Source organism: Nocardiopsis nanhaiensis (assembly GCF_054778635.1).
This window is the reverse complement of record NZ_BAAGZJ010000115.1, coordinates 1-20,956: the sequence shown is the minus strand read 5'-3', so window position 1 is coordinate 20,956 and position 20,956 is coordinate 1. Positions and strand designations below refer to the sequence as shown.

Below are 20,956 nucleotides of genomic sequence, written 5' to 3'. Positions count from 1 at the left end.
GTCGCCATCGAGCGCTTCGCGCGTCAGTGGCGCTCCACCTTGACCCGCTTCGCTGCGACGGCGGGTCGGCGGCTATCAGGAAACGGGGGACGTGTGGTCGGGGAGGCGATGGCCCCTTCGGGGCCCGAAGGGCCCCACGGCACAAGCACGGCCTGGCGGCCGTCAGCTGCCACTCCGCCGGAGCGGTGGCGCCTGGCGGTGTCGCGGCCGGTCATGCTCTGCTGCGAACCACGGCGGCCTCCGGCCGGGGGCCGATGCCAGCCACTGCGCCGGAGCTTCGACGGTTGCGGGTGTCGCGGCCGGTCAATGCGCGAGGCGAAAAAGAACCCAGAAACCTGGAATTCCAGGTGGGCATAAATACCGAACCAGGTGGCCTGAATTGGAAGACCCAAAGAAAGCCAGGGGGTGCCCCTGGCGAAAGTCATTAATTCAGTTCGAACCAGCGACAGGCTTCCATTCTCCGACCTTTTCGATTACAATGGAAGAATGGCGATCTCTCCTGAAGCACCCACCCCCACCGGGCACACCCCGGTGGATACCGCGGTGGCCGCTGCCCGGGACGAGACCACCGCCTTCTTCGACCGCGACGTGCCCCTGGGAGCGGCGGGTGAGGTGCTGGACCAGGCCACCCGGGTGTGGGAACACCTCGACCAGATCAAAATCAGCATGGCCGCCCGGCTGGCGCAGCTGGAGGCCACCGGGCAGCTGTTGGAACAGGGCGGGCAGAAGAGCCTGCAGGCGTGGCTGCGCCACGCCTTCGGCATTCCTGCCGCCCAGGCCAACGACCTGGCTGTGATCGGGCGGGCGCAATTCCGTCAGGACATGGCCCCCACTATGGAGGCGTTGCACTCCGGGGTGCTGTCGGTGGGTGAGGCCGCCGCCGTCATCAAGGGCGCCGAGGCCGGGGTGGAGAAAAGGCAGAAGGGCGACCACCCCGATGCGGAGCTGTTCCGCGCGCAAATGGAATGCGGCATCCTGGACTTCAAAGAGTCGCGCCCCAACATGTCGGTGGGTCAGATCACCCGCTTGGCCCACCAGCTGTGCCTGCGCCTGAACCCGGGCAAGGCGGAGGCCGACCACGCGGCCGCCCACGCCGCCCGGGGCGCCCAGCTGGTCACCACCTTCGACCAAACGTTCCTCTTCCAGGTGTGGGGCTCGCCCGCTGATGCTTTGAAGGTTCAGGTGGCCTTGGACAACTTCCAGGTGCCCTTCCACCCCCAGGACGGGCTGTCCAAGTACGAGCGCACCTACGACGCGCTGATGGCCGCGTTGGGGTTCGCCCAGTCCCACCAGGGGTGCCACACCCCGAGCACGGCGACGGCGTTGATCAACATCACCGTGCCCGGTAGCAGCCTGGCCGGGGACGAGACCGCTGAAGACTCCGGGCCCGCGACGACCGACACGGGGCAGGTGGTGCCGATCTCGGTGGTGCGTGAACTCCTCGGTGAGAGCTGGGTGCGCCGCCTGGTGGTGGAGCAGAAGAGCGGGCAGGTGTTGGATGTGGGCCGCTCCTGCCGGCTGGCCCCGCCCCGCATCCGGGCGGCCGCCTTCCACGGCCACACGTCCTGCGCCTGGCAGTACGAGTGCGACGTACCCCTGCCCTGGACCCAGGCCGATCACATCGTGGAGTTCTGGCAGGGCGGCACCACCAGCGCCGCAAACATCCAGCCCCTGTGTGCGACCCATAACCAGATCAAGCACCGGTGGGCGGTGCGCACCGACCGCCGGATGTGGTCCGGCCGCAACCGAGGCCGCACCGGAAACCGGGATGGGGGCGGGGTCTCGGATGCGGACGGGGACCCATCCCCAACCCCGCACCCGTAACCGTCCACCCCCAACAAACCCCCACCCGCTTGCGCCGGGCCTCTACCCCCGCATGGCCAGAAACCGACCCGGGCCCCTGGCCCGAGCCCCCGCCACCCCCGAGGCCGTGGGTGAGCCCTGGTCTTAGAGTCACGCTCGCCCCTGTTTTTGCCTCCAACAGGGGGGTTCACCCACGCCCAGGTTCCGACCGGCCCGCAGACACCAACCGCCCCACGCCGACCGGGGTTCGCCACGCACCATGACCGGCCGCGACACCCCCAACCGTTCCGCTCCGGCGCAGGGGCAGGCATCGGCCCCAGGCCGAGGGGTTCGCTACACACCATGACCGGCCGCGACACCGCCAAGCGTCAACGCTCCGGCGCAGGGGCAGGCATCGGCCCCCAGGCCGTGCTTGTGCCGTGGGGGTTCGGCCGAAGGCCGGGGCCATCGCCTCCCCGACCACACCTCCCCCGTTTGCTGACTGCCGCCGACCCGCCGTCGCAGCGGAGCGGGTCAAGGTGGAGCGCCACTGACGCGCGAAGCGCTCGATGGCGACGACCTTGAGGCGCGCAGCGGAGACGGCCACCATCAAGCGGCAGGAAACGGGGAAACCACCCGCACCCGAACTGACTACCTCTCGCCCATCACGACTCTCCCTGCTGTGTCCGCTCACAGGCCCTCTCAGCCCCGGGCCCTCTCAGCCCTGGGCCCTCCCCAACCAAGCTCCCCCCGCGCCAAGCTGCACTGGGGAATCTGCGCCGACGGTGGGGACCGGGCCGCTCAGGTCCGGGCGGCATGCACCGGCACGACGGTGAGCTCGTCGTCCAGGGCCGCGGCGACGGCGGCCACTCGGGAGTGGTCGTCCAGGGTTCTGGTGAGGTAAGCGCAGGCGTGGCCGTTGCGGAGGGACCACCAGGCGGCCGATCCGCCGATACCGCCTTTGGCGATCTTGGCGTCGTCCCGCAGGAAACCCAGGGTCCAGGTGAGTTCGGTGCCGAAGACCTCGTCGTGCCCGGTCGTCTGGGGCTTGAGGAATTCCTTGTGCAGTTCGGGCCCCAGGAAGGCCCGGAGCGGCCCCTGTTCGTCGGTGATCCGGGACAGGAACCAGGCCACGGTGGTCGCGCTCGCATGAAGGTTGACTCCGCCGAACACGGACCGCCGCCAGGCCTCGGAGTTGGTGGTCTCCGTGGCCAGGGTGCCACCGGGCACGGCCAGCCAGGGGGCGGCGGGTAGGCGGTGCGGCCAGTCGGGGTCGGCGTACTCCAGGTCGGCGACGCGGGTCAGGTCGTGCTCGGGCACCCCGAACCAGGCGTCCAGCCCCAACGCGGGCCTGACCACCTCGTTGAACACGCCGCCCAGTGTGGTTCCGGCCGCCGCCCGCAGGATGCCGTCGATGAGGTGGCCGTGGGTGAGCGCATGCTCTCCCAGGCGGGTGCCGGGGATGTACTCCGGGGCGGCCTCGGCCAGGCTCGTTCGCAGGCGGGCGTCGTCCAGCGGGTCCAGCCCCGCGGCCTCGGCCGGGAAGCGCGGCTGACCCGCGCTGTGGGTGAGGACGTGGCGCAGCGTTGTGTGTTCCTTGCCGAGGCGCCCGTAACCCTTCCAGTGGTTGGCGATGGGTTCGTCCAAGCTCAGGGCCCCGTCGCGGACGGCGACCAGGGCGGCCAGGGCGGCGAACGGTTTGGACAGCGAGTAGGGCTGGACCAGGGTGTCGTGGTTCCAGGGCCGTCCGCGTTCGGTGTCGGCCCACCCGCCGCTCAGCCGCACCACCTCCCGGCCCTCCCGCCAGACCGAGAGCCCCGCCCCGGCCTCCCGGCCGTCGTCCACCAGCCCTTGGAAGACCTGGCGCACCCGTTCGAACCCGTCTTCCGTGAATCCGTCGACTCGCACGGCTTACCCTCCCGCTCTGGCGTGGTGCGGCCCGGCTGGGCCGCCCGGAGATCGGCAATATACCCCCATAGGGTATATAAACTCAAGGGTTGCGCGGTGACACAGCAGAGCAAGGGCCGCGGTCGGTGACCGCGGCCCTTGCCTTTACCCACTCTCCGAGGATCCGTGTCCCGCGGGAGTCGCTTGCTCCCCCCGCCAGGAGGAACACCTGGCTGTACGGACTCCCGAGGTCGTGACCTGGGTGGGCCCGGGGGTGGTTCTGTTGTTACTTGCCACGCAGCTTGTCGAAGAACGAGCTGATGCCGTGGCTGCCGGTGTTCTCGGCCATCAGGCCGTTGCTGTCGTCCTTTTCGCCGGCGTGGGCGCCAGCGGGACGCCGGGTCCAGGCGAAGAACAGCGCGATGAGGATCGCGGGGATGATCGCCAGGGTCAGCAGACCAGCAGCAGAGGGAGTGCCCTCCGCGTTCATCAGACCGAAGCCGGACAGGTCGCTGGTCGCGGTCTCGGCGGTCACGCCGGTCTCGCCCTCGTCCTCAGCGGCCTCGTCCTCACTGACGGGAGCCTCTTCCTGCTCCTCCTCGGCGCCCTCCTCGCCTTCCTCGGAGTCGGAGGCGTCAGCGGCGGCTTCCTCCTCTTCCTCGTCTTCCTCCTCCTGAGGAAGGTGCTCCTCGGGGATGTCGGCGACGGCGTTCTCGCACTTGTTGTCGGGCTGTTCGAAGGGGTGCGGGGCACCCTCGGTGCCGTGGCCGTCGCCCCATTCGGTGATGAAGTACTCGACTTCGGCGTGGCCGTTGCCACCGCTGACGACGTAGGTGTCAGGGTCCCAGGTCTCGCCCATCATGTCGGCGAAGGTCTGGCCGTCGATGTCGAGAAGGGTTTCACAGTCGCTGGAGGGATCACCGGGACCGCGGTCTCCGATGAAGAACTCGTACTCCTCGCCCTCGTAGACGATGTACCCCTCGGTGCCCAGCGGCCAGCTCGGGCTGGAGAAGAGGCCCTTCTGCATGGGCTCGCCGCCCGCGGGCATCCCGGTGTCTCCGTTGATGCCGGAACCGTCGTCCCAGAAGTAAGTGGAGGTGACTTCGCCGTACTGAATGGGAGTGTCGTTGCTCATGAAGTAGATAGCCAGGTTGACGTCAGTGGCCGAGAAGACCTGGACATGGCTGGTCAGAGCACACGGGCGCACAGGGCTGCACTCCGGGCTGTGATGTCCGTCCCGCGTCGCTGGCGGCGAGTGGCGGGTGGGAACGGGGGGCCGGATCGGCTCCGCCAGACAGCTGCGCGTGGATTCGCGCTGCTCGCTCCCGAGAGAAGAAGGTCTCGATTCCCTTCCGGCACGCTGGCCGGTCAAGGGCTCGGCACCGGTTCGTTAATGACCCATAACGAACCGGTCACGAAGGACACTAGCCCAGGGTTTGGCAAAGTGCCGAAGGATTTCGAGTAAAATGACGGTCCGTGTTTTTGCAAGTGCGATTTGTAGTAGGAGCGGATCGGCCCTCATCACACGGAAACCCCCTGATGGCAGGCGCTCTCGCATGGCTTTCATGGACTCGGGGGCACCAGCGGGTGGTGCGCGTCATAAACACCAGAAGTCGGCAACGGGGCCGCTTACGCACCGGTAGCCAGGCGGGCCCGCGTGGCAAAGGCCACGCAATCGTGGTATTGGCGAGGGTCATGTGACCGCTTCTGACGCAAAAAAATCCCCGGCGGGTTGCCCCGCCGGGGGTGCGTTTTCGGTCAGGTCACTTGTGACCTGCGCTTGAAGCGCTCGGCTCGCCACTCTCCCGATTCCACCACGTCGATGAGCGCGCTCGCGGCGTCGTAGACATCCACGTAGCGGAGGTAGAGCGGGGTGAACCCGAACCGCATGACGTCCGGGGCCCTGAAGTCCCCGATCACTCCGCGCTCGATCAGCGCCTGCACGATCGGGTAGCCGGATCCGTCCTCCGGTTGGAGCAGGGCGACCTGGCTGCCACGGCGCTCGTGTTCGGCCGGGGTGATGGAGGCCAGGCCGACGGAGGCGGCCTTGGCGAGGAAGAGGTCGGTCATCGCCAGGCTCTTGGTCCTGACCTGGGCGAGGTCGGCCTTGGCCCACACGTCCAGGCTCGCTTCGAGGGCGGCGTCGGCCACCAAGGGCTGAGAGCCGCTGAGGAAGCGGGAGACGCCTTGAGCTGGTACGTAGTCGGGGGCGAAGTCGAAGGGCCTGGCGTGCCCGTGCCAACCACTGAGCGGCTGGTCGGCGGTGTGGTGGCGGCGTGCCGCGTACAGGAACGCGGGAGCTCCGGGCCCTCCGTTGAGGTACTTGTACGTGCACCCCACCGCGAAGTCCGCCCCGCTGCCGGACAGGTCGACGGGCACCGCGCCGACACTGTGGCACAGGTCCCAGATCACCAGGGCGCCGTGCTCGTGCGCGAGGCGGGTGATACCCGGCATGTCGCGCAGGACGCCGCTGCGGTAGTCGACGTGGCTCAGGAGGAGGACGGCGACATCGCCTTGGGCGAGGGCCTCGGGCAGGTCGTCGGGGTCGACCCGGCGCTGTTCGGCCCCGGCCAGGCCGACCGCGCCCTCGGTGATGTAGAGGTCGGTCGGGAAGTTGCCCGCCTCGCCCAGAACGACCTCGCGGTCGGACATGCGCAGGGCCGCCACGAGGGTCTTGAACAGGTTGGCGGAGGCACCGTCACCGACGACCACCTCGTCCGCTTCGGCCCCGACCAAAGGGGCGATCTTGGCTCCCAGAGTACGCGGCTTGTCCCACCAGCCCGCGTCGTTCCAGCTGCGGATGAGGTCCTGTCCCCACTCGCGTTCGATCATGTCGACGACCCGCCCAGGGGTGGAGCGGGGCAGTGCGCCCAGGGAGTTGCCGTCCAGATAGATCACGCCCTCGGGAAGGACGAACTCCTCGCGGAGGGCGGCGAGGGGGTCGGCCGCGTCCAGGGTGGCGCACTCCTCGCGGGTCGTGGGTGTCATCGGGGTCCTGCTTCCTGAGTGGCTGAGGTGGTGTGGGGCGTGTCGGGCTCCGGGCGGCGCTGCCCCTGGTTGTTGCTGCCTCTAGGCGCTGCTCCCTCTAGATGGTGCTGCGCAGCGACCAGAGTTCCGGGAATACGTCCTGCTCGGCGTTGCGGGCCAGCCACTTGAGTCCGTTGGAGCCGCCGCTGCCAGGTTTGGCTCCCATGGTGCGCTTGACCGCGACCAAGTGAAGCTGGCGCCAGCGGGTCACCCGCTCCGCCACGTCGACCAGCGCCTCCGCCAGAAGGTAGAGGTCGTTGCCGGGGCGGTCGTCGGCGTAGACCTCGATCCAGGCGCGCTCGACCTCGGCGGAGGGCTCGTAGTCGGAGGTCCAGTCGCGTTCGGCGCGGTCCGCGGGGACCGGGAGGCCGCGGCGGTAGAGCAGGCGCAGCGCGGCGTCGTACAGGCTGGGCCGCTCGATCAGGTCGGTGAGGTCGGAGACGACTCCGCTCATGGCCTTGTGCGGGCGGATCATCGCCGCGGACTTGTGGCCCAGCAGGAACTCGAGCTTGCGGTAGCTGTAGGACTGGAAGCCCGAGGCCTCACCGAAAGCGTCGCGGAACCGGTTGAACTGGGTGGGGGTCATGTCGCCGAGCAGGCCCCAGGAACTGTTGAGCACGTCCTGCGCGTTGCAGGCGCTGCGCAGCCACGCGACTGCGCCGGGGACGTCATCGGCCTCCAGCGCGTCCCGAGCCGCTTCCCAACGCTCTTGCACGAGGGCGAACAGCAGCTCCATAACCTGGGTGGTGATGATGAAGGCGGACTCGGCGGGCTCTTCGGTGCGCGGGTTCTGCAGGCTGAGCAGGGTGTCGATGCCCACGTAGTCGACATAGGGCGTGTTGCGGTCGAAGGACAAGGTGGGCTCGCCCTCGTTGCTCTCGGCCCTGCTGGCACGGGCCACCGCGGCGTCGACGTCCTCTCTGGGGGCGTACGGACACTGCTGGGCGGACGTGGTGGAGAGCATTGGGAGTACCCCTCGTGTACTGCGCGACTTCGGTGGTCTCACGCACGGCGCCGCCGACGAAGGGGTCCACGGCGCTGTGAACGTGAGCTCACATGATCGGACAAAAACTCAGCAGAAGGAATGGCCGCCGAGGCCACAGGACGCTAGCTGACCTATCATTCGTAACGGGAAATAACGATGAGCTTTGGGAACGAAAAGTATGGCCGCAGAACAGCAATCCCCGCTGGACGGCGTTGACCAGCGGATCCTCAGTGAGCTCCAAGAGGACGGGCGTCTGTCCTTCAATGAACTCTCCCGCCGGGTGAACCTCTCGGCCCCAGCGGTGGCCGACCGCGTCCGTCGGTTGACCGACCGTGGTGTGATCACCGGGTACCACGCGCACGTGGACCCGGCCGCTGCGGGGCTTCCGGTCACCGCGCTGGTGCGGATGGAGTGCTTCGGCGCGCACTGCCTGCTGCGTGAGCGCTCTTCCCTGGAGCTTCCCGAGATCCTCCAGGTCCACCGCGTCACCGGGGACGCCTGCTGCATACTGCTCATCGCCGTGCGTTCCATGGAGCACTTCGAGGCGGTCATCGACCAGCTCGCCGAACACGGTCGGCCGTCCAGCACCATGGTCCTGTCCAGTCCCGTTCCGTGGCGGGCCGTGACCGCGCAGGGGGCATCGTGATCCTGGTCGACAGCCCGGTCTGGCCGGGGCCGCGCGGGTGGCGCTTCGCCCACCTGGTGAGCGACAGCTCCTACGCCGAACTCCACTCGTTCGCACGCGAACTCGGGGTCGACCCGCGTGCTTTCGAACGGGACCACTACGACATCCCCGCGCACCTGCACGCCCGTGCGCTCGCGCTGGGCGCGGAGCACGTGAGCGGCCGGGAGCTAGTCGCACGCCTGCGCACCGCGGGTCTGCGCCGTCCCAAACGGGCCGGGTCCTAGGGAGCGCGCTTCCGGGTGCCCGCCCTCGCGTTAGGGCGGGGGCAGTTCCTCGGGGAGCTCATGAGTGAGGCGGTCGACCTCTCCCAGCATGTTGGAGCGGGCTCGGGGCTCCCAGTGCGCCCGCCCGAAGGGGGTGTGGAAGATGTGCCGGTGCTCCAAGAGGGATCGCAGCACCCGCAGCCGCCCGGCCCGGAACACCTTGTCGGGGAGGTGCCCGTACTCAGCTCGAACCGCCGCCGTGTAGGCCAGGTATCCCTCGGGGCCGCTCGCGAGGGTGGACAGGTCGGCGTCGGAGAGCACCGCTCCGTCGGCGTCCCACTTCTCGGGAGAGTGGTCCTTCGTGACCGCTACGAGGCGCGCCACCTTCACGATCAGGTCGGCCTCCTTGCCCATGAGCCCGAGCAGCCGCTCGGCAAGGGCCGCACTCTCGTCCTCGTCTTCCCCCGGACGCCCCTCGTAGACGGCGTCGTGGAACCAGACCGCGTAACGCACGGCGTCGGCGTCGCGCGCGTCCTCCGCGAGGACGTCGACGGCCCTGAGCGTGTCCCACAGGTGGGCGATGGTGTGGTATCGCCGGTGCGGTTCACTCCACCGGTCCAGGAGTTCGTCACCCACCGCCCTCGCCTCGTAGCCCGTCCCGGCGAGGCGCTTCCAGGAGGCCTCGAGCAGCGTGAATTCCTCCTCCTGCAGGAAGGAGCGACCCAACGGGTCTCCGGCGCTCACCATGCGACCAGTCTTCCCACGCCAAGCCCCCGCCAAAGATCCAGGCTCACTAAAACGCCGCTCACTGCCGAAGATCAGGTGGCGCTCTCGTCCACCCACCCCGCCTCGTAGGCGAGGATGGCGGCCTGCACCCGGTTCTTCATACCGAGGCGGTTGAGGATGGTGCTCACGTAGCTCTTGACCGTTCCTTCGACCAGGAAAAGCCGTTCGGCGATGTCGGCGTTGGAGTAGCCCGCGCCGACCAGGGCGAGTACCTCGCGCTCCCGTTCAGTGAGTTCGGCCAGGCGCTCCGAGGCCGCGGCCTCCCTGGCCGCGCGTCCGCCGCCGAACTGTGCGATCACCTGCTGCGCCACCTGCGGGGACAGGTAGGCACCGCCGGCGGCGACCGCGTGCACCCCGGAGATGAGTTCTCGCGGGTCACCTGCCTTGAGCAGGAACCCGCTGGCACCGTCACCCAGTGCCTGGGAGATGTAGGTGTCCTCCCCGAAGGTCGTGAGGATCACGACCTTCGTCTCCGGTGCGGTCCTACGGATTTCGGCCGCGGCCGCGAGCCCGTCCATCCGGGGCATCCGGATGTCCAGCAACAGGACATCGGGACGGTGGGACAGCACCAGGTCCACCGCCTCGCGCCCGTCGGCGGCCTCCGCCACCACCTCGATCTCCGGATCGCTCTGCACGATCGCCCGCACACCCGCGCGGATCATCGCCTCGTCGTCGGCGACCAGCACCCTGATCACTGCTGTGTCCTCTCCCCTGTCCCGGTGGTCCGGTCTCCTGTCCCTGTGGTCCGGGAAGCATCCCACAACGGCGGATTCAGCGGAGCTCCAACCGCTCCTTGGTCTCCAGGACACCGTCTCCGAAACAGAGCTGGTAGAAGGCCACGTCCCGGTCGAACATCCCAGATGTACCCCGGTAGTGGTCACAGCTCGGGTCGCCCGAGGCGAAGGGTTCGAGTTGTTCCTCCTCCAGCCCCAGTGTGGACTCTGGGAGGACCCCCTCGAGGTCCTCCCGGCTGTCGCCCGCGGAGATCGACTGGTAGTCCTCCGGTGGAAGGGTCGAGTCCACCATGGCCAGGTGAAGGCTGTAGTAGACGGCCCCGATCACCAGCGCGACGACGGCGACCGGTACGACGACCAGGGCCACGGTCCACGGTTGGACCTTTCGGTCGGCGGCCCGCTGGAGCTCGTCGATCTCCTCCTCACCGTCCTGCGGTTCGGCCACCGCGTCACCGTCCAACGGCATGACGGCGCACACCTCCCAGCCGTCGCCGCCGGGGCCGACCGCAAACGTTCCGCCGGTCATCCGGACGCGCTCGCGCAGACCGGTGAGTCCGCGTCCGCCCCCGGTCTCGGCCTCAGCGCCGCCCCCTCCGCCCGCGCTGTTGGAGACCCGCACCTCCAGGCGGGAGTCGTCGGCGGTCAGCCACACGGTCACCCGCGCGCCGGGCGCGTACTTGGTGGCGTTGGTCAGGGACTCCTGCACGACCCGGTAGACGGCGCGGTCCACCATCGGCGGCAGCGCGTCGAGCTGGCCCTCCTGCGCGAGACTGACCCGCACCCCGGAGTCGCGGGCGCGTTCGACCAGGACGGAGACGCCCTCCCCAGCGGGGGTCGTTGGCGCCGGTTCGGACTCGGCCCCAGTACGTAGGACCCCGATGATCTCGCGCAGGTGCGCGGTGGCCGAGACGGCGGTGGCGCGCAGCTCTCCGACCTCCTGACGGTGGCGCTCCCCGAGGTCGGGCGAGACTTCCAGGGCCCCGGCCTGCAAGGCGATCAGGCTGAGTTCGTGCCCCAGGGAGTCGTGCATGTCCTGGGCGATGCGCGAGCGCTCCCGCAGCCGGGCCTGTTCTTCGGTGAGCCGCTGTTCGAGTTGGAGCTGGCGGGCGTGCTCCCACCCGGCGGCGCCGAGGTCGACGTGCTGGCGCCGGTAGACCCCCACCAACCAGGGCAGCGCCAGGCCGAAGGCCAGTACTCCCGCGGAGTTGATCAGGAGTCCGGGGACGTCGTCCAGCCGCGGGACCGCCCAGACGGTGAGGAACACGGAGATGGCCGCGAAGAGCGCCACCGCGACCCAGCCGCGGTCGGCGCGGCGCCCCGCCAGATAGGAGACGCAGGCGAGCAGGACGACGATGGAGGCGGCCCCCCACAAGTACACGGCCAGCGCCAGGCAGGGTGCCGCCAGGGGGTAGGTGCGGCTGAGCACCACGATCACCCCTGCCAGAACCACGGCCACGGGGACCAGGTCCAGATTGCCGCGGCCCTGGACCGACCAGGCGGGGAACTCAGCGAGGATGACCAGGCACATCCCCAGCCAGAGCAGCACGTCGCGCACGACGGCGCCCCGGGAGGGCCATCCGGGCGCGGGGGCCAGGGTGCGGCGCACGCCCCGGCGGAGTTCGGCGAAGTCCATGGAACGGAACCTACACAGCTCAGAGCGGACCGGGCACCCACGAAAGTCAGGGAATGGCCCCTTCTCCCGACAGTCCGCCTATCATGGGATGGTTTGTGGCCGAGGGCGGGACGGCACAGCACCACGACACAGAACGAGGTCGGATGTCACCCCTGGAGACCCTGCGGCGGATGAACCGGATCGCCGGCTGGCCACTACTCCTCGCCACCTTCCTGGCGCGTCTGCCCGTGTCGATGACCCTGATCGGGCTGCTCACCCTCGTCACCAGTTCCACCGGCAGCGTCGCCGCGGCCGGCCTCGTCTCCGGTGCGTTCGCACTGGGCGAGACTGTCGGCGGACCGATCATCGCCCGCTTCGCCGACCGCCACGGGCAACGCGCTCCCGTGCTGGTCACCGCGATCGTCGACGCGGCCCTGATCACTCTGCTCGTTGCGGCCGTCGTCGCCGACGCGCCACTACCCGTCCTGGTCGCTCTCGCCGCCCTCGGCGGGCTGTGCATGCCCCAGGTGGGGCCGATGGCGCGCACCCGCTGGGTGTTCATGATCCGCAAGGGCCCGGAACAGGGCTTGGATCGCGAACGCTCGGTCTCCGCCGCGATGTCGGTGGAGGGTGTGCTGGACGAGACATCGTTCGTCCTGGGCCCGGCCCTGGTCGGAATCCTCACCCTCACCCTCTCCCCCACCGCGAGCGTGCTCGGCGCGGCCGTCCTGCTCGGGGTGTTCGCGTCCGTGTTCGCCCTACACCCCACCGCCCCGCCCGGATCGGTCCCGGTGCGCGGCGCCGCTGGGCGGATCACGCACCCGGCCCTGCTCGTGCTCGCCGTGCCGATGTTCTGCCAGGGCCTGTTCTTCGGCGGGATGTCCACGGGAGTGACCGCCTTCGCGGACGACGCGGGGCACGGCGACCTGTCCGGGCTGATGTACGCGGTGATGGGCTCCAGCAGCGCCGTCGCCGGACTACTGATGGCCTCGCTGCCGGTTGGCTTCTCCCTGACCGCCCGGGTACGCGTGGCCGCGGGCGGTCTGGCGCTGCTCAGCCTCCCGCTGTACCTGGACCACGGGCCGGCGACGCTCGCGGTCACCATGTTCGTCCTGGGCATCGCGATCGGTCCGCACATCGTGAGCCTGTTCGGGATGATCGAGCGCGCGGCCCCGCCCAGCCGCCTGTCGCAGTCGATGGCGATCATCCTGAGCAGCCTGATCCTCGGACAGGCGCTCGGGTCCATGGTCTCGGGCAGCCTCGCTGACAGTTACGGCCACCAAGGCGCGTTCGTCCTGGCCACGGCCGCCGGTGTCATAGCGTTCGCGGTGACCACGCTGGTGGTGCGCGGGCACTGGTACGCGCGGGCCGACGAGTCCGCGCCAGCGGAGGGGAAGGAGCCCGAGACCACGGGGGCGACTTCAGACTGAAGCGGCGTTACTCGTACCCGACGGTCTTGAGGCGCACGTCGCGCTCGCCCAGCTCCTCGACGGCCGAACGCGGGAGCCGGTCGTCGGTGACGATCAGGTCGAACTCCTCGAGGCGGGCCACCCGGAAGGTCCCGAACTTGCCGTACTTGGTGCTGTCCACTACGAGGACGCTCTTGGAGGAGATGCGCAGCAGCTCCTGCTTCGCGATCACCTTGGCCTCCGAGGGGGTCGTCGAGCCGCGCTCGGCGTCCCAGGAGCTGCTCGCGATGAAGGCGAGGTCCACGTTGACCTGGCGGAGGAAGTCCGCGGTGAACTGGCCCACCGAGGAGTGGTCGGAGTGCGACACGACGCCGCCCGTGTGGATCAGTTCGATCCCCGGGTACTCCATCAGGTGGCCCACGACGTTGAAGTCGCTGGTGATGACGGTGAGGCCGACCTTGTCGGTGAGCATCGGCACCATTTGCAGGGTGGTCGTGCCCGCGTCGAGGTAGATGGTGAAGTTCTCCCGCACCAAGTCGGCGGCGGCCCGCGCTATGGCGCGCTTGGCGGGCACCTCCAGCTGGGCCTTGGCCAGGTAGGAGGGCTCGCTCTTGAGCCGCGCGGCCAGGCGCACGCCACCGGTGACCGACAGGACCTTGCCGTCGTTCTCCAGGGCCTGGATATCACGACGCACCGTCATGTGGGACACGGACAGCATCGACGTGAGCTCGTTGATGCTCAACACGTGGCGCTCTTGGAGGAGCTTCAGGATGTGCTCTCGCCGCTGGTCCGGGATCATCATTCGCCTCACGCTCGGGGGCCGGCCTTGTGGGTGCCGTGCGGTCACGACACCCGGTAACAAAGTTTCCCAGTTCGGTACGCCTGGAACGGTGCCCCTACGACGTGACCCCGCTCGCAATCGCGGTGTGACCGGCCCCCCACACCGCTCCGCTCGGGGATCACAGGATGCCTTGATGGGCGTTTTTCCTGTTTGCGCCACACAGAGCGATGCTTTTTGCCACTCTTGACTGCATGACGTTGTCCATCGCACTACGCGGAGACACCGCACGATTCCCGGGTAACACGCTCCCAGCCCTGCGCTCAGCCTTGCGCGCCGGCGTCGATCTGGTCAAGATCGACGTCCACCTGACCGCTGACGGATACCCGGTCCTTGTGGACGAACGTGTCGTGACCGTCCCGGGTTCCCCGCCCCGCCAGGTCGAGGAACTGGCCCTGGCCGAACTGGCCGCGGCCCGCGACGACGTGGAGCGGCGGGTACCCACCCTGATGGAGGTCTTGGCTGAGTTCTGTGGTCGGGACACCGCACCCTTACTCATCGACTCGGCCTCACCGGACGCGGCGCTCGCCGCCGACCAGGTCCTGCGCGAGCACGGCTTCGGTGACCACGCGGTGTTCACCGGTCCGACCGAGACCCTGCGGGCCCTGCGGGCCCGGAACCCGGGCGCCCAGCTGATGCTGGCCCGGGACCAGCCGGGGCCGCCGCCGGAGGATTTGGCGCGCTCACTGCGCCCGACGTTCCTTGGAGCGCACTACACCCTGTTGAGCCGGGAAACGATCGGTGAAATACACCGGCACGGCTACCGGGTGGTGGCGTGGACGGTGAACGAATTCCCGGAGATGGCGCGCCTGATCGGAATGGGGGTGGACGCCCTTGCCACCGAACGCGTCGATGAACTGGTGTCGTTGGCCACGGGTCGGGCACAGGGAGCGACAGAAAAGCCCGGACCAGCGGAAACGAACCGGAAATACACGCGCGAAAGAGCCGTCGCGGAGCACAGGACCACCTCAGGAACCGGCACGATACGCCCATAAAGAACTTCTCGCGCACCCGTCACCATGCGCCACATAATCTCAGCATTCGCCAACGAGTTCTGCCGTTCTGCTCTTTTTGTCGTACGTCCATGGATATCCTTGGCTTCCCTCCCTCTTGAAGCCTCACCCCTATCTGGGAAACCGACAAATGACCGCCGACCTCTCCCCTCACGCGCTGCGCACCACAGCCCCTGTCCTGGACTGCGCGGCCCGCCTGTTCACCGAACACGGGTCCCGCGGCATGACCATGTCCGAACTGACCCACCGGATCGCCACCGAGACCGGTACTGACGCGGCGAGCCTCAGGCGCGCCTTCCCGAGCAGGTTCGACCTGTCCTATGCCGTGGTTCTGCGCGCCACCCGCGAACGGGTCAACGGCCAACTGGCCGCCGACACCCCCGACCGGTCGGCCACCGAACGCATGGCCGACCTCGTCCGCAACCACGTGTGCACCGGCTGGAAGCACCGGGCCGCCATCGCGCTGAGCCAGGAACTCCTGCCGACCCTGCGCGCCATCGACCCCGCCAGACACCGCGAGATCAGCTCACTCCACCGGACCTTCCGTGAACACGTCCGCGAGATCATCGTGGCCGGGGTCGCCGCCAACCATTTCCGCATCCGCGACACCGGCAAGGCCGCAGACACGGTCCTGGAGACCTTCGACACCCTGCTGCACTGGTACGACCCTGAGGCCGGGCTCAGCCTCAACGACCTCGGAGGGGTCTACGTCGACCTGATCATCCACCATCACCTGTGCTGCCCCCGTTGAGCTCGTAAAGGTCCACCGACTCGGCGATCGCCGCGAGGCCCTCGTCGTTCGGGTGAAGGTGGTCACCCGAGTCGTACTCCGCCGCCAAGCGCGTCGGGTCCGCGGGGTCACGCACGACCGCGTCGAAGTCCCACACCCCGGCGTAGACCGAGTCCGGGTTGGCCGTCTCCTCGCGCAGGTGGGCATTGACCTGCTGGCGGGCCTGCTCGACATCGTCCGTGCAGCGCGCCGAGCCCCCGCAGGGCACCAGCGTCCCCACGAACACCACGACACCGTGCTCGTGCGCCGTACGGGCCAGGCGCCCCAGCCCCGCCACCACTTCGTCGGAGGAAGCTCCCCAGCGCAGGTCGTTGACCCCCGCGAAGACCACCAGCGTGTCCACCCCGCTCTGTGCGAACACATCGCGCTGCGCCCGGTGCAGCATGCTCACACCGCTGGCGTTCGCGGACACCCCGTCGCCGGGGTAGCCGTCCGTCCCCACCTTGTTTCCAGCGATCCCGAGGTTGAGCACGCCCGGGTTCGGCAAGTCGTCGCTGGCGTGTAGCCGGGCGCTGAGCACATCCGGCCAGCGCCTGTACTCGTCGCGGCTGGAGTTCAGGCCGTCGGTGATGGAGTCGCCGAAGACCGCCACGGCACCCGGGCCGTCGACCACGTCGATCCCGGTGAGGAAGGGCCACTGGTCCACCTCACCGGTGAACGGCTCCCCAGTGCGGTCCAGGGTCTGGTCACCGCTACCGGGCGGGCTCGCGTAGTTCGTGTCCACCGACGCGTAGTGGATGGGCGCCGCGGTCACCCTCTCGGGCAGGTGGATGCTCACGAGGAGTTCGGTCTGCGGGGGCACCAGGATGTCGACCGGGTCGCTGACCAGTCGGCCCCCGGCCGGGATGACCGCGCCGGGCGCCCCGTCGAAGGTGAGCGGGACGGCGGCGCCGTGCGTGGCCGCACCGTCGTCGCGCAGGGACACCGAGGCCGCACCGATGGACACCGGGCGGGAGGCGAAGGTGTTGTCGAGGCGGATCCGCGCCTTGGGTCCGCCCGTCGTGGTGCGCACCGCCAGGCGCAGTGTCTGGTCCTCCCAAGGGCCGACCTCGGCGTACCCCGAGGTCGCGCGTGCCCAGGTGCCGGTCCAGTCCTCCGTTCCCGGACGCCCGCCCGCAGAGAAGACGTGCAGGTTTCCGTCGTCCGCCTGGACCTCGGGAAGGACGACGTGGTCGACCTCCCGGGCCGGGTCCAGTGGCACCGAGCGGGCGTACAGGTGCACGGAGCCAAGGGCGCCCTGCCCGAAACCGGTGGCCGAGTTGGCGTAGGGCAGGGTGAGGGCGGCGTCACCAGCCAGTCCCTCGGCCCAGTCGGGAACGGTGAGGGAGAAGTCCTGCGTGTCGCCGTCGGCGTAGACCACGCTTCCGGTGCCCCGGACGTCGGCCCCGGTTCCGTCGGTGCGGGTACCGGTGGCCAGGAAGGTCAGGGAGCGCATCCGGACAGGCTCGGGGGAGATCTCCAGGAACTGCCCGTCGGCGGTCAGGTGGTCGGGCTCACCCGGCCGGTAGGCGGGGAGTTCGAGTGAGGTGTCCTGTAGGACGACCTCTCCCCCGGGGTTCCACCCGGCCGCCTGGAGCGTTCGGGCGGACAGGCTGTTTCCGGCGCCGTCGAGGTCGGCGGTTCCGGCAGCGCCGTCCTGGGAGATCCCGACCCGGTCGACCAGGTCGGCCAGCGGTTGGGCGTCGACATCCGCCGACTCCTGGGAATACTCGGCGGTGACGTCGGAAGTGATCGTGGTGTTGAAAGCGACCAGCAGGAGTGCGATCACGACCGTCGCGGAGGCGGCGCGCAGGACATGGTCCCGAGCCGAGCTCCGCGGACCTGTGCCGTCCGCCGCTGTTCGCCCCCCGTCCACCACATGCCTTCCTCCCCGGTTGCGCCCGTCCACCGTCGTGTCCGATGCCCCCGGAGGCGCGGTGGTTGCCGAGATCCACGACACGGTGGCCCGACCGGCGGCCAGTTTATGGTCTGCGCCGCGGACACACACCATAGGTGATTCCGGATCCGCCGAACGGCGCGCGCCACACCGCCCCCACACCTCTCCGCACGTGGGAAGGGGCGTCCGCCGGTGCCTGTGGTCTCCGCCACCGCGAGAGCCCGAAAGTGCCCCTGGCCGTCCCTCCCGGGAAACCTCTCGTACCGGCCCTCAGCTGCCAAAAGCGGCCTAGCGCGCGGAAGTGCGCGTTTTGTACCAGGTGCTCGGGGCAGGGGCCGATCAGGAGGTACCCCCCGTGGAGACCGGAACGATAGTCATCATCGCCATTGTCGTGGTCGTCATCATCGGAGGAATCGCGATCGCAGCGCGTTTCTCGCTCCTCCCGGCCACGCGCACCAACCGGCTCAGGAAGCGCTTCGGCCCCGAGTACGACCGTGCCCTCGAAGCACACAGCGACAAGGAAGCCGCCGAAAAGGACCTCTCCGAGCGACTCAGCCACCGCGAGAATATCCAGCTCCGCGCCCTCACCGACGACGAGAGAGCGGTGCACACCGACACGTGGACCAAAGTCCAGCAGCAGTTCGTGGACGACCCGGTCAGCGCAGTACAGGACGCCCGCGCCCTCACGGACGCGGTCATGAAGGACATCGGCTACCCCGACCGCCCCTCCGCGGCCGACGGTGGCGCCGATGACGAGAGTTTCGAGCAGCGCGCCAAGGACCTGTCGGTGGACCACCCGTCCGCGGTCGACCGCTACCGCCGCGCGCAGGCTGCCGGACACCTGGACCAGGCGGACCGGACCGCCACCGAGGAACTGCGCGAGGCCCTGCTGGCCTACCGCGGCCTGCTGGACTCCCTCATGGGCGAACTCCCGGGGGACAACGGGTCCCGTCGACCCGGGAAGCACCAGAGGGCGCCTGAGGAGGACTGAGCGGCCCCGACGACACCACTGGACGCGGGACAAGCCGGCCGAACACGATCCGGGGCCGGAGAAGCCGGCGCCGAGGCGAGGAGACGGAGATGGCAGAGCGCACAACGAGGTCCGGCCGCGGAAAGGGGCCGGAGGAGCCCGGGGACGGGGTGCCCGGCGCCGCGGGCCCCGAAGAGCTCGGGCAAGAGTCGGCTGACGCACCCCAGGAGGCCGAGTGGGTCGATGCAGAGGTGACCGACGCCGAGCCCGACACCACCGCTGGGACGGACACGGGCGCCGGGACCGGAACGAGCCCCGCAACGAACACGACCGGCCGGACTGAACGGCCCCAACCGTCCAAGAACAAGAAGAGGTCCCAGTCGCGGAAGCCCGAGGGACAGGGAATCCCGGGCCGCCCCGCCACGGGACAGCGGCCCGCGGACGTGACCTGGGATCTCGGTCCGCGCGGGATGCGCCCCGACGAGGTGCGCGACCGGTGGAGCGAGGCCCAGGGCGGGTTCATCGACGACCCCCAGCAGGCAGTGCGCGACGCGGACGCGCTGGCCACCGAAGTGGCGGCAGCGGTGGTGGCGGAGATCGAGAACCGCCATTCCGAGCTCCGTTCCTCTTGGAGCGATGGCGCCGACGCGGACACCGAAGCACTCCGCATCTCTCTGCGCGACTACCGGACTTTCGTGAAACGCCTGATCGGTGACCATGACTGACCGGTAACCGTTCCTGGAGACGGCGCAGAAAAAGCACAAAGAGTAGCCATTCGGGCAAACGTCACGAAAAGCGAGAGAGTTGACCCACGCCACCCACGAGCGGGAAATGGAAGGGTGGGTGCGCCGACGGCCGTAGTGCGCCGTCGGCGCCGCGCAGAAGGGGGTTCCACGCAGGTGGGAGGGGGTAGGCCGGGCGGGACTCGAACCCGCGACCCAGGGATTATGAGTCCCCTGCTCTAACCAACTGAGCTACCGGCCCTCCGTCGTCAGCAAACGTCATCCTAACAGGGTGTGTCCGGCGTTTCCCCGCCGTAAATCCGTTGCCCCGCAGGCGTTGCCCGAACCCGATGACGACGCGTCAACCCCTTGACGGCACCTGGGTAGCAAGGCTCACAGCAGAGCGGTCTAGGGTGGAACGGTGCGGCGCGCGCCTGGCCGTACCCCCTGGGCCCGGCACCGGAGCCGCCCCGAACCCGTTGGTAACATCGCGGGTCGCACACCGTCGTCAGGAGAGTTCACGCATGTCCAAAGCACCCGTCAACGTCACCGTCACCGGCGCCGCCGGGCAGATCGGCTACGCCCTGCTGTTCCGGATCGCCTCGGGTCAGCTGCTCGGCACCGACACTCCGGTAAAGCTGCGCCTGCTGGAGATCCCGCAGGCCGTCAAGGCCGCCGAGGGCACGGCGATGGAGCTTGACGACTGCGCCTTCCCCCTGCTCCAGGGCATCGACATCTTCGACGACGCCAACAAGGCGTTCGAGGGTGCCAACGTCGGCCTCCTGGTCGGCGCCCGTCCGCGCGGCAAGGGCATGGAGCGCGGTGACCTGCTCCAGGCCAACGGCGGCATCTTCAAGCCCCAGGGTGAGGCGATCAACGCCGGCGCCGCTGACGACATCCGCATCCTGGCGGTCGGCAACCCGGCCAACACCAACGCCCTCATCGCGCAGAGCCACGCCCCGGACGTCCCGGCCGAGCGCTTCACCGCGATGACGCGTCTGGACCACAACCGCGCGCTGACGCAGCTCGCCAAGAAGCTCGACGTGTCGATCAACGACATCAAGAAGCTCACCATCTGGGGCAACCACTCCGCGACCCAGTACCCGGACGTGTTCAACGCCGAGGTCAACGGCGCCAACGCGGCCAAGGCCGTCGGCGACCAGGCCTGGCTGGAGAACGACTTCATCCCGACCGTCGCCAAGCGCGGCGCCGCGATCATCGAGGCCCGTGGCGCCTCCTCGGCCGCCTCCGCCGCCAACGCCGCCATCGACCACGTCTACGACTGGGTCAACGGCACCCCCGAGGGCGACTGGACCTCCGCGGCCATCCCGTCCGACGGTTCCTACGGCGTCCCCGAGGGCCTCATCTCCTCCTTCCCGGTCACCTCCAAGAACGGCAAGTGGGAGATCGTGCAGGGCCTGGAGATCGACGAGTTCTCCCGCGGCCGCATCGACGCTTCGGTGCAGGAGCTCGTCGAGGAGCGCGACACCGTGAAGGACCTCGGCCTGGTCTAGTGTCCTGAGTCGTTAATTCGTCGGCAGTACGAAGCAAGGGATTCGAGGATCTCCTCGGCCGTCTTGTGCCACACATAGGGTCGAGGGTCCTCGTTCCACACCCTGATCCAGGAGTGGATGTCC

General features: G+C 69.1%; 18 protein-coding genes and 1 tRNA gene. 9 read left to right on the top strand and 10 right to left on the bottom strand.

Annotated features, from left to right (window positions below; all coding sequences use genetic code 11):
- Window positions 1-486 precede the first annotated feature (486 nt).
- A complete protein-coding gene (locus ACYVD1_RS32265) occupies window positions 487-1,824 on the top strand; it encodes an HNH endonuclease signature motif containing protein (protein WP_460778248.1) in 1,338 nt (445 codons plus the stop codon).
- Window positions 1,825-2,583: 759 nt separating this feature from the next.
- Here the strand turns inward: ACYVD1_RS32265 and ACYVD1_RS32260 are convergent.
- The 4 genes from ACYVD1_RS32260 to ACYVD1_RS32245 all read right to left on the bottom strand — a co-directional run bounded on the left by ACYVD1_RS32260 (window position 2,584) and on the right by ACYVD1_RS32245 (window position 7,660).
- Complete coding sequence (locus ACYVD1_RS32260) at window positions 2,584-3,690, bottom strand: serine hydrolase domain-containing protein (RefSeq protein ID WP_460778247.1); 1,107 nt, start codon at window positions 3,688-3,690, stop codon at window positions 2,584-2,586.
- A gap of 265 nt (window positions 3,691-3,955) precedes the next feature.
- Entirely contained in the window at window positions 3,956-4,804 is an 849-nt protein-coding gene (locus ACYVD1_RS32255) for a hypothetical protein (protein WP_460778246.1), read from the bottom strand.
- Window positions 4,805-5,427: 623 nt separating this feature from the next.
- Complete coding sequence (gene kynU, locus ACYVD1_RS32250; RefSeq protein ID WP_460778245.1) at window positions 5,428-6,657, bottom strand: kynureninase; 1,230 nt, start codon at window positions 6,655-6,657, stop codon at window positions 5,428-5,430.
- Window positions 6,658-6,754: 97 nt separating this feature from the next.
- Window positions 6,755-7,660 (bottom strand): tryptophan 2,3-dioxygenase, encoded by a 906-nt coding sequence (locus ACYVD1_RS32245; RefSeq protein WP_460778244.1) that lies wholly within the window; start codon window positions 7,658-7,660, stop codon window positions 6,755-6,757.
- Window positions 7,661-7,859: 199 nt separating this feature from the next.
- On the opposite strand from ACYVD1_RS32245, the gene ACYVD1_RS32240 reads away from it, so the two are divergent.
- Together ACYVD1_RS32240 and ACYVD1_RS32235 are read left to right on the top strand one after the other, a co-directional pair.
- Window positions 7,860-8,327 carry an Lrp/AsnC family transcriptional regulator gene (locus ACYVD1_RS32240; protein WP_460778243.1) on the top strand — a complete coding sequence of 156 codons (468 nt, stop codon included), beginning with the start codon at window positions 7,860-7,862 and terminating at the stop codon, window positions 8,325-8,327.
- Entirely contained in the window at window positions 8,321-8,590 is a 270-nt protein-coding gene (locus ACYVD1_RS32235) for a DUF4031 domain-containing protein (protein ID WP_460778250.1), read from the top strand. Before ACYVD1_RS32240 ends, ACYVD1_RS32235 begins: the two co-directional genes overlap by 7 nt.
- 30 nt (window positions 8,591-8,620) lie before the next feature.
- Here ACYVD1_RS32235 and ACYVD1_RS32230 read toward each other — a convergent pair whose 3' ends face one another.
- From ACYVD1_RS32230 to ACYVD1_RS32220, 3 genes are all read right to left on the bottom strand, one after another.
- The gene (locus ACYVD1_RS32230; protein ID WP_460778242.1) at window positions 8,621-9,316 is read right to left on the bottom strand and encodes an HD domain-containing protein; all 696 of its coding nucleotides are present in this window, start codon (window positions 9,314-9,316) and stop codon (window positions 8,621-8,623) included.
- Window positions 9,317-9,387: 71 nt separating this feature from the next.
- Window positions 9,388-10,050 carry a response regulator gene (locus ACYVD1_RS32225; protein WP_460778241.1) on the bottom strand — a complete coding sequence of 221 codons (663 nt, stop codon included), beginning with the start codon at window positions 10,048-10,050 and terminating at the stop codon, window positions 9,388-9,390.
- Window positions 10,051-10,126: 76 nt separating this feature from the next.
- Window positions 10,127-11,722, bottom strand: coding sequence for a sensor histidine kinase (locus ACYVD1_RS32220; RefSeq protein WP_460778240.1), 1,596 nt, complete (start codon window positions 11,720-11,722; stop codon window positions 10,127-10,129).
- Between the two features lie 143 nt (window positions 11,723-11,865).
- Between ACYVD1_RS32220 and ACYVD1_RS32215 the strand changes: the two genes are divergently transcribed.
- Entirely contained in the window at window positions 11,866-13,131 is a 1,266-nt protein-coding gene (locus tag ACYVD1_RS32215) for an MFS transporter (protein WP_460778239.1), read from the top strand.
- Window positions 13,132-13,138: 7 nt separating this feature from the next.
- Here the strand turns inward: ACYVD1_RS32215 and ACYVD1_RS32210 are convergent, their stop codons facing one another.
- Window positions 13,139-13,909, bottom strand: a complete 771-nt coding sequence (locus ACYVD1_RS32210) for a DeoR/GlpR family DNA-binding transcription regulator (protein ID WP_460778249.1) — start codon at window positions 13,907-13,909, stop codon at window positions 13,139-13,141.
- Between the two features lie 233 nt (window positions 13,910-14,142).
- Between ACYVD1_RS32210 and ACYVD1_RS32205 the strand changes: the two genes are divergently transcribed.
- Both ACYVD1_RS32205 and ACYVD1_RS32200 read left to right on the top strand, forming a co-directional pair.
- Window positions 14,143-14,943 carry a glycerophosphodiester phosphodiesterase gene (locus ACYVD1_RS32205; RefSeq protein WP_460778238.1) on the top strand — a complete coding sequence of 267 codons (801 nt, stop codon included), beginning with the start codon at window positions 14,143-14,145 and terminating at the stop codon, window positions 14,941-14,943.
- 148 nt (window positions 14,944-15,091) lie between these two features.
- Window positions 15,092-15,712 (top strand): TetR/AcrR family transcriptional regulator, encoded by a 621-nt coding sequence (locus ACYVD1_RS32200; RefSeq protein ID WP_460778237.1) that lies wholly within the window; start codon window positions 15,092-15,094, stop codon window positions 15,710-15,712.
- Here ACYVD1_RS32200 and ACYVD1_RS32195 read toward each other — a convergent pair.
- Window positions 15,681-17,606 (bottom strand): GDSL-type esterase/lipase family protein, encoded by a 1,926-nt coding sequence (locus tag ACYVD1_RS32195; RefSeq protein WP_460778236.1) that lies wholly within the window; start codon window positions 17,604-17,606, stop codon window positions 15,681-15,683. The genes ACYVD1_RS32200 and ACYVD1_RS32195 overlap by 32 nt on opposite strands.
- A gap of 376 nt (window positions 17,607-17,982) precedes the next feature.
- On the opposite strand from ACYVD1_RS32195, the gene ACYVD1_RS32190 reads away from it, so the two are divergent.
- Both ACYVD1_RS32190 and ACYVD1_RS32185 read left to right on the top strand, forming a co-directional pair.
- Window positions 17,983-18,618 (top strand): hypothetical protein, encoded by a 636-nt coding sequence (locus tag ACYVD1_RS32190; protein WP_460778235.1) that lies wholly within the window; start codon window positions 17,983-17,985, stop codon window positions 18,616-18,618.
- An 89-nt stretch (window positions 18,619-18,707) separates the two neighbouring features.
- The gene (locus ACYVD1_RS32185) at window positions 18,708-19,322 is read left to right on the top strand and encodes a hypothetical protein (protein ID WP_460778234.1); all 615 of its coding nucleotides are present in this window, start codon (window positions 18,708-18,710) and stop codon (window positions 19,320-19,322) included.
- Window positions 19,323-19,507: 185 nt separating this feature from the next.
- On the opposite strand, the gene ACYVD1_RS32180 is transcribed toward ACYVD1_RS32185, so the two are convergent.
- Window positions 19,508-19,581: transfer RNA gene (locus ACYVD1_RS32180), tRNA-Ile, on the bottom strand.
- 262 nt (window positions 19,582-19,843) lie between these two features.
- Between ACYVD1_RS32180 and ACYVD1_RS32175 the strand changes: the two genes are divergently transcribed.
- Window positions 19,844-20,833 carry a malate dehydrogenase gene (locus ACYVD1_RS32175; RefSeq protein WP_460748688.1) on the top strand — a complete coding sequence of 330 codons (990 nt, stop codon included), beginning with the start codon at window positions 19,844-19,846 and terminating at the stop codon, window positions 20,831-20,833.
- Window positions 20,834-20,956 lie beyond the last annotated feature (123 nt).

What these genes read in the sequence shown, in the direction of transcription:
- ACYVD1_RS32265 (WP_460778248.1), top strand. Translation starts at nt 487, where the DNA reads ATGGCGATCTCTCCTGAAGCACCCACCCCCACCGGGCACACCCCGGTG.
- ACYVD1_RS32255 (WP_460778246.1), bottom strand. Translation starts at nt 4,804, where the DNA reads ATGAGCAACGACACTCCCATTCAGTACGGCGAAGTCACCTCCACTTAC.
- kynU (WP_460778245.1), bottom strand. Translation starts at nt 6,657, where the DNA reads ATGACACCCACGACCCGCGAGGAGTGCGCCACCCTGGACGCGGCCGAC.
- ACYVD1_RS32245 (WP_460778244.1), bottom strand. Translation starts at nt 7,660, where the DNA reads ATGCTCTCCACCACGTCCGCCCAGCAGTGTCCGTACGCCCCCAGAGAG.
- ACYVD1_RS32240 (WP_460778243.1), top strand. Translation starts at nt 7,860, where the DNA reads ATGGCCGCAGAACAGCAATCCCCGCTGGACGGCGTTGACCAGCGGATC.
- ACYVD1_RS32230 (WP_460778242.1), bottom strand. Translation starts at nt 9,316, where the DNA reads ATGGTGAGCGCCGGAGACCCGTTGGGTCGCTCCTTCCTGCAGGAGGAG.
- ACYVD1_RS32220 (WP_460778240.1), bottom strand. Translation starts at nt 11,722, where the DNA reads ATGGACTTCGCCGAACTCCGCCGGGGCGTGCGCCGCACCCTGGCCCCC.
- ACYVD1_RS32215 (WP_460778239.1), top strand. Translation starts at nt 11,866, where the DNA reads ATGTCACCCCTGGAGACCCTGCGGCGGATGAACCGGATCGCCGGCTGG.
- ACYVD1_RS32210 (WP_460778249.1), bottom strand. Translation starts at nt 13,909, where the DNA reads ATGATCCCGGACCAGCGGCGAGAGCACATCCTGAAGCTCCTCCAAGAG.
- ACYVD1_RS32205 (WP_460778238.1), top strand. Translation starts at nt 14,143, where the DNA reads ATGACGTTGTCCATCGCACTACGCGGAGACACCGCACGATTCCCGGGT.
- ACYVD1_RS32200 (WP_460778237.1), top strand. Translation starts at nt 15,092, where the DNA reads ATGACCGCCGACCTCTCCCCTCACGCGCTGCGCACCACAGCCCCTGTC.
- ACYVD1_RS32185 (WP_460778234.1), top strand. Translation starts at nt 18,708, where the DNA reads ATGGCAGAGCGCACAACGAGGTCCGGCCGCGGAAAGGGGCCGGAGGAG.
- ACYVD1_RS32175 (WP_460748688.1), top strand. Translation starts at nt 19,844, where the DNA reads ATGTCCAAAGCACCCGTCAACGTCACCGTCACCGGCGCCGCCGGGCAG.